At 72.1% G+C, this 12,320-nt stretch carries 10 protein-coding genes and 1 pseudogene; 6 read left to right on the top strand and 5 right to left on the bottom strand.

The window, feature by feature from the left end:
• Positions 1-173 precede the first annotated feature (173 nt).
• Entirely contained in the window at positions 174-989 is an 816-nt protein-coding gene (locus ACFWBD_RS24055; protein ID WP_385670252.1) for a TetR family transcriptional regulator, read from the bottom strand.
• A 136-nt stretch (positions 990-1,125) separates the two neighbouring features.
• Positions 1,126-2,931: a 3-hydroxyacyl-CoA dehydrogenase family protein gene (locus tag ACFWBD_RS24050; protein WP_385670249.1), complete on the bottom strand. Its 1,806-nt coding sequence runs from the start codon at positions 2,929-2,931 to the stop codon at positions 1,126-1,128.
• 438 nt (positions 2,932-3,369) lie between these two features.
• Between ACFWBD_RS24050 and ACFWBD_RS24045 the strand changes: the two genes are divergently transcribed.
• Complete coding sequence (locus tag ACFWBD_RS24045) at positions 3,370-3,945, top strand: adenylosuccinate lyase (RefSeq protein ID WP_385670246.1); 576 nt, start codon at positions 3,370-3,372, stop codon at positions 3,943-3,945.
• A 176-nt stretch (positions 3,946-4,121) separates the two neighbouring features.
• Here the strand turns inward: ACFWBD_RS24045 and ACFWBD_RS24040 are convergent, their stop codons facing one another.
• The 3 genes from ACFWBD_RS24040 to ACFWBD_RS24030 form a co-directional block, all read right to left on the bottom strand.
• On the bottom strand, positions 4,122-4,520 hold the full coding sequence (locus ACFWBD_RS24040) for a RidA family protein (protein ID WP_351766048.1): 399 nt from the start codon (positions 4,518-4,520) through the stop codon (positions 4,122-4,124).
• 56 nt (positions 4,521-4,576) lie between these two features.
• On the bottom strand, positions 4,577-6,154 hold the full coding sequence (locus ACFWBD_RS24035; RefSeq protein WP_385670241.1) for an alpha/beta hydrolase: 1,578 nt from the start codon (positions 6,152-6,154) through the stop codon (positions 4,577-4,579).
• 145 nt (positions 6,155-6,299) lie between these two features.
• Entirely contained in the window at positions 6,300-7,343 is a 1,044-nt protein-coding gene (locus tag ACFWBD_RS24030; RefSeq protein WP_385670239.1) for an Rv2578c family radical SAM protein, read from the bottom strand.
• Positions 7,344-7,544: 201 nt separating this feature from the next.
• Here ACFWBD_RS24030 and ACFWBD_RS24025 point away from each other — a divergent pair, with 201 nt between their 5' ends.
• The 5 genes and pseudogenes from ACFWBD_RS24025 to ACFWBD_RS24005 all read left to right on the top strand — a co-directional run bounded on the left by ACFWBD_RS24025 (position 7,545) and on the right by ACFWBD_RS24005 (position 12,285).
• Complete coding sequence (locus ACFWBD_RS24025) at positions 7,545-7,988, top strand: SRPBCC family protein (protein WP_385670236.1); 444 nt, start codon at positions 7,545-7,547, stop codon at positions 7,986-7,988.
• A 136-nt stretch (positions 7,989-8,124) separates the two neighbouring features.
• A pseudogene (locus ACFWBD_RS24020) lies at positions 8,125-8,319 on the top strand (hypothetical protein); the annotation flags it as partial.
• Positions 8,320-8,419: 100 nt separating this feature from the next.
• Positions 8,420-10,951: a SpoIIE family protein phosphatase gene (locus ACFWBD_RS24015; protein ID WP_385670233.1), complete on the top strand. Its 2,532-nt coding sequence runs from the start codon at positions 8,420-8,422 to the stop codon at positions 10,949-10,951.
• A gap of 151 nt (positions 10,952-11,102) precedes the next feature.
• Entirely contained in the window at positions 11,103-11,828 is a 726-nt protein-coding gene (locus tag ACFWBD_RS24010; RefSeq protein WP_385670230.1) for a class I SAM-dependent methyltransferase, read from the top strand.
• Between the two features lie 103 nt (positions 11,829-11,931).
• The gene (locus tag ACFWBD_RS24005; RefSeq protein ID WP_385670227.1) at positions 11,932-12,285 is read left to right on the top strand and encodes a DoxX family protein; all 354 of its coding nucleotides are present in this window, start codon (positions 11,932-11,934) and stop codon (positions 12,283-12,285) included.
• Positions 12,286-12,320: the final 35 nt, after the last annotated feature.

Raw genomic sequence — 12,320 nt, 5'->3', positions numbered from 1 at the left:
CCGCAAGGCACTGAGTGCCAGAACTTGGTCTCAGCTGAAATCTTTACGTAACACATGAGCGATGATCGATCGAACGGCCTCTGAAATCTGCGTGAAAAGGGCCTCTGACATGCCAAAACGGCCACCCGGTGGGGTGGCCGTCGTCACAGCGTGAAAGGGGTTCCGAGGGCTGTTCAGCGCTCCTTGAGAGCCTGCTCGATGGTGCGCATGACCTCGTCCAGCGAGGCGTCGGTGCGGGCGACCGTCACCAGGACCTCGCCCTGCGCGGAGACCGCCGCCGGGGCGGGCTGAGGGGCGCCGGCGCTGCTGCGGCCGGCTCCGATGCCCGTCCCGAACGTCTTCCGCACGATCGCGAAGGCATGGTCGAGCTGGGACTCGACGTCGCCCTGGCCGCCGGCCCTGAGCCAGCGCCGCAGCACGTGGTTGTGGGCGGTGACCACGGCGGACGCGGCGACCTCGGCGAGCAGCGGATCGTCGTTGGCGTCGTCGTCGTGGGCGTGCTCGTCGAAGTGGCCGAGCAGGTAACGGGTGAAGAGTCGCTCGTAGCGGGCCACCGACGCGATCTCCGCCTCGCGCAGGGTGGGCACCTCGCGCGTCAGCTTGTAGCGGGCGACCGAGATCTCCGGCCGGGCCGCGTACATCTTCATGACCTCCTTGATGCCGCGGCACACCGTGTCCAGCGGATGCTCGTGCGCCGGGGCCGCGTTGAGCACGGCCTCCGCCCGGATCAAGGTGTCGTCGTGGTCGGGGAAGATCGCCTCTTCCTTGGAGCGGAAGTGCCGGAAGAAGGTGCGGCGGGCGACGCCCGCCGCGGCCGCGATCTCGTCGACGGTGGTCGCCTCGTACCCCTTGGTCGCGAACAGCTCCATCGCCGCGGCCGCCAGTTCTCGGCGCATCTTGAGTCGCTGGGCTGCCGCGCGGCTGCCAGCCGCACTCTCCGGCGCGTCGGGCGTGGCTGGTGTACGTGAGGACCTGGCGGGCTGGGGCATGACCCGAACGTACTGCATGTGCGCAGCTCGGTGCGCCTGTCCGGGGTTTCCCCCGCCCTCGGCGGGCGGGGGCCCGAGGGCGGGGTCGAGCAGCCCGCCCCAGTCCTCTTCTGCGCGGAACCGGTCGCCGACGCTGTCAGCGGCGGGCATATTCGCGGAAGCCGCGGCCGGTCTTGCGGCCGAGGCAGCCCGCGGCCACCAGGTGCTCCAGAAGCGGGGCCGGAGCCAGACCCGGGTCCCGGAACTCGCGGTGCAGCACCTTCTCGATCGCCAGGGAGACGTCGAGCCCGACGACGTCCAGCAGCTCGAAGGGGCCCATCGGGTAGCCGCCGCCCAGCTTCATCGCCGCGTCGATGTCGTCCAGGGACGCGTAGTGCTCCTGCACCATCTTGATCGCGTTGTTGAGGTACGGGAAGAGCAGCGCGTTCACGATGAAGCCGGCGCGGTCTCCGCAGTCCACCGCGTGCTTCTTGATCCGCCCGCACACCTCGCGGACCGTCGCGTGGACGTCGTCGGCCGTCAGCACCGTGCGCACGACCTCGACCAGCTTCATCGCGGGCGCCGGGTTGAAGAAGTGCATCCCGATCACGTCCTGCGGGCGCGAGGTGGCGCGGGCGCAGGCGACGACCGGCAGCGAGGAGGTCGTCGTGGCGAGGACCGCGCCGGGCTTGCACACCTTGTCCAGGGTCGCGAACAGCTGCTGCTTGATCTCGAGGTCCTCGGCGACCGCCTCGAGCGCCAGGTCGACGTCGGCGAAGGCGTCGTAGGAGCCGGCCGGGGTGATCCGGTCCAGGATCCGGGCGGCGGCCTCGGCGGTCATCCGGCCCTTGTCGACGGAGCGCGCGAGCGACTTGCCGATCCTCGCCTTGGCGGTCTGCGCCTTCTCCTCGCTGCGGGCGGCGAGGACGACGTCGTAGCCGGCCTTGGCGAAGACCTCGGCGATGCCGGAGGCCATGGTGCCGGAGCCGGCGACACCGACCGAACCGACCGGACGGCCGGGGGCGCCGCCGGCGCCGGACAGGGGCGTCAGCGCGTCCGGGACGACCGTCGCGCTGCCCGGGGCGTCGTAGGTGTAGAAGCCGCGGCCCGACTTACGGCCGGTCAGGCCCGCCTCGCTGAGCTGCTTGAGGATCGGCGCGGGGGCGTGCAGCCGGTCGTGGGACTCGGCGTACATGGCCTCCAGGACCGTACGGGCCGTGTCCACGCCGATCAGGTCGAGCAGGGCGAGCGGGCCCATCGGCAGTCCGCAGCCCAGCCGCATCGCGGCGTCGATGTCCTCGCGGGAGGCGTACCGGGCCTCGTACATCGCGGCGGCCTGGTTGAGGTAGCCGAACAGCAGGCCGTCGGCGACGAAGCCGGGGCGGTCGCCGACCGCGACGGGCTCCTTGCCGAGGTCGAGGGCGAGGTTGGTGACGGCGGTGACCGCGGTGGGCGCGGTCAGCACCGAGGAGACGACCTCGACCAGCTTCATGGCCGGCGCCGGGTTGAAGAAGTGCAGGCCCAACACCCGCTCCGGACGCGCCGAGTCGGCGGCGAGCCGGGTCACGGAGAGCGCGTTGGTGCCGGTGGCGAGGATGGTCTCGGGCCGCACCAGCCCGTCCAGCTCGCGGAAGATCTGCTGCTTGATCTCGTACGACTCCGGCGCCACCTCGATGACGAGGTCGGCGTCGGCCGCCGTGCGCAGGTCGGTGGAGACGCGGACGCGGGCCAGGACCGCCGTGCGCTCCTGCTCGGTGAGCCGGCCGCGCTGCACGGAACGGGCGGTGGAGGCCTCCACCGCGGCGAGGGACCGCGCGGCCTGGGCCTCGCTGATGTCGACGCCGATCACCTGGCGCCCGGCCTGCGCCAGGACCTCGGTGATGCCGGTGCCCATGGTGCCGAGGCCGATGACGGCGATCGTCTGGAGCGGGGACAGAGGGGTGTCGGACAGGGGAGCGGCCATCGCGGGACTCCAGGAATGAGGTGACGACTGGGAACGCGCCCGGGTGCGCCGGGTGGCCTCTGCGAGGCCTGGGCGCACCGGGTGCGGTGAAGGATTTGCGGGTGTTGCCGGGCTGACGAGCGCACACGCCCGGTGCCGTCGCCGAGGGCGTGCACACGCCCGGAGTGAACGGCGGATCCGACCGGCCCTGTCCCGTGGCCGGGTCGTACAGCGGTACCTGGGGTACCGAACCGACTTCTCGCGGCGACTGCGTCACCAGGCCACCGCGATGAGGTGAAGCGAGTGGGTAACTCGCTCGTATGAGCCTAACCGGTGGGTAACGAGCGCGCCAGCCCCTGGGAATGTGACCTGTTCCGCTCGAACAGCCTCACTCCGACGAGGCGGACCGGGTGCCCGGTTTGCGCCTGCGTGCCCGGCCCAGCCCCCTACGCTCGGCACATGGACGAAGAGTTGCGATCACTCACGGAGCGCATACGGCGCGAGTCCGGCGCGACGGCGGCGTACGAGCGGCTCACGCGCACCGCGGACCCCGACGAACTGGCCGGCGTGCTCACCGAGTCGGGGCAGCCGCTCTGGGCCCGCGAGCTGGCCGCGTTCCGGCTGGGATGCGCCGGCGACCGGCGCGCCTTCGAGGCGCTCGTCCTGCTGCTCAACCACCGCGACCCGCCGCGCTGCGCCTCCGCCGCCCATGCGCTGACCCGGCTGGACGATCCCCGCACCGCCCGTGCCGCGGCGGCCCTGGCCACCAACGAACTGCGCGTCGCCTACGCCCTGCACCCCGTCCGGCTGCTGGTGGACCTGCGCGCACCCGAGTCCGTGCCCGCGCTGATCACGACCCTGCGCCGGCGGCTGAGCCCGCACGACCCCTACCGCCGGGTGGCCCTCGCCTGTGTGGAGGGACTGGGCACGCTGGGCGACGGCCGAGCCCGGCCGGTGCTGAACGACGCCCTCGCCCACCCGGTGCTCGCGGAGGCCGCGGTGCAAGCGCTGGCGCGGATTCCCAGGCAGCGCTGAGCCGCCGTCGGACCGCGGACGCCGAGGCGGCACCCGCTTCGGCGTCCGCGGTCCGTGTGCGTTCATGAGCCGTGCGCGTTCATGAGCCGTGCGCTGGCCGCCCATCAGTTCGAGATGGAGACGAAGAGTGTGCTCCAGGATCTGCGGGAGGCACTCCACCCGTGGGGGGAGCGGGGTCAGTCGCCCACCACCGCGAACGCCTCGATCTCCATCAGGAAGTCCGGATGTACCAGGGCGGCGACCTGTACGGCCGAGGCGGCGGGGAGGCGGTCGTCGGGTATGTGGGCGGTACGGGCCGCGCGGATCGCGGGCATATGGGCCATGTCCGTGACGAAATAGGTGAGTTTGACGACGTCGTCGAAGGTCGCGCCGGCCGCGGCGAGGCAGCGGCGCAGGTTCTCGAAGACCTGGCGGGCCTGGGCCTGAGGATCGCCCTCGCCGACCAGCCTTCGGTGTTCGTCGAGCGGCAGCTGACCGGCGACGGCCACGAAACGGCCGGTACCCATGACGACATGGGAGTACTGGGCCGCGGCGGCGACTCCGTCGGGGGCGGTGATCCTGGTCGGTTCGCTCATGCGTCCATGGTGGACCACGGGTCCGACAACGCCCCCGACGGGCCGGCGGTCACCGCTCAGCCGCGGAACCCCAGCAGCCCGTGCAGCGTCGAGCCGCGGGCGGTGCGTGCGGCGCCCTTCGAGGCCGGCGGCTTCGGGTCGGGCTGCGCTGTGCACACCGCGTCGACCCCGCCCCTCCCGCGCGGCACCGTGCCGTCGGTCAGGTACGCCGCCAGGTGCTTGTCCAGGCAGGTGTTCCCGCTCAGCGTGATGCCGTGGTTCTGGCCGCCCTCCTCGACGACGAGGCTCGAGTCGCGCAGCAGCGCGTGGACCGTCGCACCGCCCTCGTACGGGGTGGCCGCGTCGTCCGTCGCCTGGAACAGCAGGGCCGGCGGCAGCTTGCTGTTGATGAGGCTGACCGGCCCCACGGACCCGGTCGGCCAGAACGCGCACGGCGCGTTGTACCAGGCGTTGTTCCAGGTCATGAAGGGCGCCTTCGCGTACACCGACCAGTTGTCCGTGCGCCACTCGTCCCAGTCGCGCGGCCAGGAGGCGTCCCGGCACTGCACCGAGGTGTAGATGCTGTAGCCGTTGTCGCCCGCGCTGTCGACGGCGGCGAAGTTCTCGTACGCCTTCACCAGCGGGCCGGCGTCCTTGCGGTTCACGTACGCCGCGAACGCCTCGGCGAGGTGGGGCCAGTAGCCGTTGTAGTAGCCGCCGGGCAGGAAGGTGTCCTCCAGCTCCGCGGCGCCCACCCGGCCACCGGCCGGCTTCTTGCCGAGGGCCGCCCGCATCGCGTACCACCTGGTCTCGACCTGCTCCGGGTCGGTGCCGAGCCCGTACGTCTCGTCGTACCTGGCGATCCAGGCCATCAGGGCGCGGTGCCGGTCGTTGAAGGCCAGGTCCTGGGTGAGGTTGTCCTCGTACCAGACGCCCGTGGGGTCGACGATCGAGTCCAGGACCAGGCGCCGTACCCGCTGCGGGTAGAGCTTGGCGTACACCGCGCCGAGGTAGGTGCCGTACGAGTAGCCGAAGTAGTTCAGCCGCCGCGCGCCGACCGCGGCACGGATCGCGTCCATGTCCCGGACGGCGCTGACCGTGTCGATGTACGGCAGCACGCGCGCGTACTTCCTGGCGCAGGCCGTGGCGAAGGACCGCGCGCGGGCGACGTTCGCCTTCTCGATCGCCTCGGTGCTCGGCACGGAGTCCGGGCGCACGGAGGCGAAGTGGCCGGGCGCGCAGTCCAGCGCGGGCGTGCTCCTGCCCACCCCGCGCGGGTCGAAGCCGATGACGTCGTACTGGGCCGACACCGCCTTCGGCAGCGCCGAGGCGACGAAGCCGGCGAGGCTCAGCCCCCGGCCGCCGGGGCCACCGGGGTTGACCAGCAGCGGACCCTGGTACCTCTTCGTGGTGTGCGGGACGCGGGACAGCGCCAGCGTGATCTGCTCACCGCCCGGCTGCGCATGGTCGAGCGGCACCTTCAGGGACGCGCACTGGAGCGTCGGCTGCCCGGTGGCGCCGCAGCTCTTCCAGGCGAGCGCCGCCGCGTGGGCGGGCTCCGGGGAGTGTGAAGGGCGCGCGGCGGCGGGCGCGGCGGTGACCGTCCCGGCCACGACGACGGCGGCAGCGCACAGCACGGCTGCGCGTGGGTTCATGGAGTGCTCCCGGGGCGACGAAGGGGCCGGAGGTGGTCGGACCGCAGGTCACGGCCCTTGCCGCATCGTCCCGAAAAGAGCGTCCGTCAGAACCTGTTCCGGCGTTGATTGACCCGTTCGGGTCGCCGGATGCGCTCGAACGCGCTCAGATCAGCGAGAGCTGGGTCGGCCCGGACCCGGTCGGCTCCTCCTCCGGCTCGGGCCGCGGGATCCGGCGGGGCGTCCTCGCGCGCGTGGGGCCGATCCCGTACTCCTCGGCCAGCTCGTGGACCTGACGGGTGATCCGCCGCTGGTACCACTTCGGGGCGTAGGCGCCGTCCGCGTACAGCCGCTCGTACCGGCGCACCAGGTAGGGGTGGTGCTGCCCGAGCCAGGCCATGAACCACTCGCGGGCGCCGGGGCGCAGATGCAGCGCGAGCGGGGTGACGGAGGTGGCCCCGGCGGCCGCGATCGCCCGCACGGTGGCGCGCAGCTGGTCCGGCTCGTCGCCGAGGAACGGGATCACCGGCGCCATCAGCACCCCGCAGCCGATCCCGTGGTCGGTGAGCGTCCTGACGACGTCCAGGCGCCGCTGGGGGGCCGGCGTGCCCGGCTCCACGGTGCGCCACAGCTCGGTGTCGACGAAGCCGACGGAGACCGAGACGCCGACGTCGGTCACCTCGGCGGACTGCCGCAGCAGGTCGAGGTCGCGCAGGATCAGGGTGCCCTTGGTCAGGATCGAGAAGGGGTTCGCCCGGTCGCGCAGGGCGGACAGGATGCCCGGCATCAGCCGGTAGCGGCCCTCGGCGCGCTGGTAGCAGTCGACGTTCGTGCCCATCGCGACGTGCTCCCCGTGCCAGCGGGGCGAGGCCAGCTGGCGCCGCAGCAGGTCCGGCGCGTTCACCTTGACGACGATCTGGGTGTCGAAGCCGGTCCCGGTGTCGAGGTCGAGATAGCTGTGCGTCTTGCGGGCGAAGCAGTAGACGCACGCGTGCGTGCAACCCCGGTAGGGGTTCACCGTCCACTCGAAGGGCATCCGCGAGGCCCCCGGCACCCGGTTGAGGATCGAGCGGGCCCGGATCTCGTGGAAGGTGATGCCGGCGAACTCGGGCGTGTCGAACGTCCTGGTCGTGACCGCGTCCGCACCGAACAGCGCGGCATCGGCCGGCCGGTCGTGGCGGGTCTCCACGGTGAGGTTGTCCCAGCGCATGACGCCTCCTCGGTAGCACTGCCCCCACAATAGAACATGTGTTCCCATGATCGTGCGGGAGGCCTCTCGGCAGCCCTTTTCGATCGCCCCGTGACCGCTTCCGGGACCCCGATTTGGGCGGCCGAGGACCGGAGTGGTTGGCTTGCCCCGAACCTGAGGAACCCCGAACAACCCTGAACAACACAGACCTGGAGGAACCCCATGGCGCAGGTCGAGGCCACCACCGAGCGGGTCGTCGCCGCGGACCCGGAGAAGGTGTTCGACACCATCGCCGACTACAGCGGCGCGCGCGGGAAGCTGCTGCCGGAGCACTTCAGCGAGTACGAGGTGCGCGAGGGCGGCGACGGCGAGGGCACCCTCGTCCACTGGAAGCTCCAGGCCACCAGCAAGCGCGTCCGTGACTGTCTCCTGGAGGTCGCCGAGCCGACCGACGGCGAGCTCGTCGAGAAGGACCGCAACTCCTCGATGGTCACCGTCTGGCGGGTCACCCCGGCGGGCGAGGGCAGGTCCCGCGTCGTCGTCACCACCACCTGGAACGGCGCCGGCGGTGTCGGCGGCTTCTTCGAGAAGGCGTTCGCGCCCAAGGGCCTCAACCGGATCTACGACCTGATCCTCGCCAACCTCGCCACCGAGGTGGAGAAGTAGGTCAACGCCCGTGCGGCCCGCGCGCGTTGGCTCCCTTCGCCGGTTCGCCTGGATCTCACTTGTGACCGGGATGGCGCCGTAGCTCGTCGCGCTTGCTCGTAGTTGTCGCTTTACGCGGGAATTGTGCGGCAGGCGCGACGGCACCTTCCGCTTCGTCGACCGGTCCTCCGGCGAGTACACCGCCGTCGCCGCCGGTTACCCACCGGTCGCCACCGTCCTCCGAGCGCCGGACGGCGGAGGCGCGGAACGCGACCGCCGTCTCGGCCACGAGGGCCGATGCCGCCGGGAGCGGACGCCGGGACGTGCGGCGTACCCCGGCGCGCCCCGCTGAAACCAATTCCAGGATTGCCGCACATGCCGAGCGACGTGCGCCGTACGGTGGTGACGGCGGGACAGATCTTGCACAGCTCTGGGGAGAGAGGGCCTGGGCCATGGACCGTGGCACCGAGAGGGGCGCACCTCCCAGCCGCGGAGCCGGGAGCGAAGCGGGAGGGGAGTCTTCCCGCCCGGAGGGTGGGGGAGGGGCCGCCGACGCCGGGCGCGTCCCACTGGCCGTGGTCGTGGTGGACCGTGAGGGGCTCGTCTCCCACTGGAGCACCGGCGCACGCCGGCTCTTCGGCGTCGTCAAGGAGGAGGCGATCGGCCAGCCCGCGATCGACCTGCTGCCCGTCTCCGGCGCGCTCCCCGAACCGGACGACGATCTTCCGGACGGTGGGTACTACGGCTACGGGGACTATGCGGCCTACGACGGCCTCGGGCCCGGCCTCGACTCCTCCCTGGACCGGGGCCTCGGCTACCCGGCCGCCGGACGGGCCCGGCTGACCGTGCCCGGGCAGGACCGCGACCGTGGCCGGGTCGACGTGCTGTGGTGGGCGTACCCGTTGGTCGGGCCCGGCACGGAACGGCTGCTGGTGCTGGCCGCGGACGCGGCGGGACTGCACCAGGACGAACCGGCCGATCCCCTGGCCGTCGAACGCATCGCGCCCGCCTTCGCACTGCACACCGACTTCCCCGGCGCCGCGGAACTCGCCCGGCGGCTGCCCGAGATCCTGCCCAGCATGAGCGTCGGCGAGAGCGCCCGCATCGTCGCGCAGATCCTCGAACTCGGCTATCCCGTACTGGAGTTCAGCCAGAACGACCGGGTGCCCGTGACCCCCGACTGGGGCGTGGCCCGGCGCGTCGAGCGCAGAGAGCGCCGCGAGCGGGCCGCCCGCGCCGTCGCCGAAGGGACGCCCGTAGCGCAGGAGTTCGTCGACGAGGCCGAGGACCTCGAGTACGTCGCCGTCCGTGAGCGGCTGGAGTTCCTCAACGAGGTCAGCGGGAAGATCGGCACCTCCCTCGACCTCTCCCGCACCATCCACGAGGTCAGCAGAGCCGTCGTCCCGCGCTTCACCGACGTCGCCGGCACCTATCTGCGCGAACAGGTCGTCGCCGGCGAGGGGTTCCCCGACGGCGTGCCGGACACGACCACCATGTGGCACCGGGTCGCCCTCGAGCACACCGACGAACCCGGCCGCTGGGACGACGTCGTACCCGTCGGCGAGGCCATGCCGTTCCCCGCGCACACCCCGTTCTTCCAGTGCATGACGACCGGACAGCCCGTCCTCGTGCCGCGCATCAGCGAGCAGATGGGCCACGCCATCGCCTCGCAGTTCGAGAAGCGCGACATCCGGCCCCTGATCACCGGCCGTTCCATGCTGGTCGTCCCGCTGAAGGCCCGTAACGTCGTCCTCGGCTTCATGATCCTGCTGCGCCACCCCGAGCGCGCCCTCTTCAACGACATGGACCGTGTCACCGGCGCCGAACTCGCCGCCCGCGCGGGCCTCGTGCTCGACAACGCGCGCATGTACACCTACCAGGAGAGCGTCGCCGAGACCCTCCAGGACAGCATGCTGCCGCACATCCCGCCGCGCATGGCGGGCTGCGACATCGCCACCCGCTATCTGCCGGGCACGCTGCTCGGGCGGGTCGGCGGCGACTGGTTCGACTCGGTGAAGCTGCCCGGCGCGCGCACCGCCCTCGTCGTCGGCGACGTCATGGGACACGGGCTCAACTCCGCGGCCATGATGGGGCAGTTGCGGACGGCCGTGCAGACCATGGCCGCCCTCGACCTGCCGCCCGCCCAACTCCTGCGCAACCTCGACGACTTGGCGCAGCGGCTGGGCGACACCTACCTCGCGACCTGTCTGTACGCCGTCTACGACCCGATCGAGGGCGAGCTGCACCTCGCCAACGCGGGCCACATCCCGCCCGTGCTGGTGCGTGCCGTCGACGGCCGCAGCGAACTCCTCGACCTGCCCACCGGCGCGCCCATCGGCGTCGGCGGGGTGCCCTTCGAGGCGGTACGCGTACGCGTGGAGCCGGGCGACCGGCTGGTGATGTGCACCGACGGGCTGGTGGAGGTGCGCGGCGAGGACATCGGCGTAGGGCTCGCGACCCTCTGCGAATCCGCCGCCCACCCGGCCGCCTCCATGGACGACGCCTGCGACACCATCATCCGCGCCCTCAACACCCGTGGCGGCCGTAAGGACGACGTGGCCCTGCTCATGGCACGTCTCAACGGCATCGAGCCGGACGACGTCGCCGAATGGCGTTTCCCCCTCGACCCGGCGGAGGCCGGCCGGGCCCGCGCGGTGGTGCGCGAACAGCTCCACGACTGGGGCCTGACGACGCTCGTCGACGCCGCCGAGCTCATGGTGAGCGAGCTCGTCACGAACGCCGTACGGCACTCCCGCCGGAGCCCCGTGGCCCTGTGTCTCGTCCGCGGCGACACGCTCCTGTGCGAGATCGAGGACGACGACCACGAACTGCCGACCCTGCTGAGCGCCGGGCCCGGTGACGAAGCCGGTCGGGGGCTGCGGGTGGTGAGCGCGCTGGCCCGTGAGTGGGGCGCGAGCCGTACGGCCGCGGGGAAGTCCGTGTGGTTCGAGCTGACGCTGCCGCGCCGCCCCGCAGGGCGCTGAACACGACCGGCCGGGGCGCGCGGGACGGCGGCCGGATCTCGAACGCGGCGTGAAGGAACGCGCACCGCGCTTGTCCCGCCGACCGGGGAGCGATAGACCGTACTCGCCCGTCACTCACGACGGATCGGCCTTGCAGCCTGGGGAGTTGTGCATGAGCGTGACGAGTCGGTACCGGGAGGCGTGGGAGGGCTTCTGGCGCGAGGCTCCGGAGGAACCGGGCGGGGTGTTCTGGGACGCGGATCCGAAGCTGACCGCCGCCCTCCACCTGGCTCTCTTCGAGCCCCATCTCGTCGACCCCGGACTGGCGTTGGTGGACCTCGGCTGCGGCAACGGCACCCAGACCCGGTACTTCGCCGACCGCTTCCCGCACGTCGTCGGCGCCGACCTGTCCGCCGCGGCCCTCGACCACGCCCGCCGCGCCGACCCCGCCGGACAGGCGACGTACCGGCTGCTGGACGCGGCCGAGAAGGGCGCGGCCGAGACACTGCACGCCGAACTCGGGGACACCAACGTCTACATGAGGGGCGTCCTGCACCAGTGCGAGCCCGACGACCGGCAGCCGCTGGTGGACGGGATCGCCGCGCTGCTGGGGGAACGCGGCCGGGTCTTCCTCGTCGAACCGTCGGAGGCCGCCCGCCCCGTCCTCGGCGGTCTGGCACAGAGCCCGGCCGGGCCGCCGCCGAAGCTCGCGCCGGTCTTCCGGCACGGCATCGCTCCCGGCGAAGTGGCCGATGCCGCGGTGCCCGTGTATCTGCGCACCGCGGGTCTCACGATCCTGGCCTCCGGCGAACTGCCCCTCGTCACGACCGAGTTGGCGCCCGACGGCACCCGGATCGAGCTGCCGTCCAAGTGGCAGGTGGCCGCCCGCGCCGAGTGACCGCCCTCACATCGAAAGCGGCTCTGGCAGCGTCACACTCTCGCGGCGCACCGTGTCAGGGGGGTGAAGGAACGCCCGGAAACCCCCCTGAGGAGCTGCTGAGATGTTCACCGACCACTCCACCGCCTACGTCGTCGTCACCCTTGTAGGAGCCGTCATGGCCGGCTTCTCGGCCGCCTCGATCTTCCTCGGCGCCGAGTGGACGGTGAAGCCGCTGGCCGACTACGGAGTGCCGCGCTCGTGGTGGCCGTGGCTCGGCGCGGCCAAGGCCGCGGGCGCGGCCGGCCTGCTGGCCGGGCTGTTCGTCCCCGTGGTCGGTGTACTCGCCGCGATCGGTCTGGTCCTGTACTTCCTCGGCGCCGCCGTCACCGTGCTGCGGGCCCGCTGGTTCGCGCACCTGCCGTTCCCGCTGGTCTACGGGGCGCCGGCGCTGGCCTCGCTGGTGCTGGCGTTCTGAGAACGGGCGAGGGACGAGGTGGGGGCGACCGGAGT

This window comes from Streptomyces sp. NPDC060002 (genome assembly GCF_042737245.1).
GTDB lineage: Bacteria > Actinomycetota > Actinomycetes > Streptomycetales > Streptomycetaceae > Streptomyces.
The sequence above is the reverse complement of the archived record's forward strand: the minus strand, read 5'-3'. Positions and strand labels throughout refer to the sequence as shown.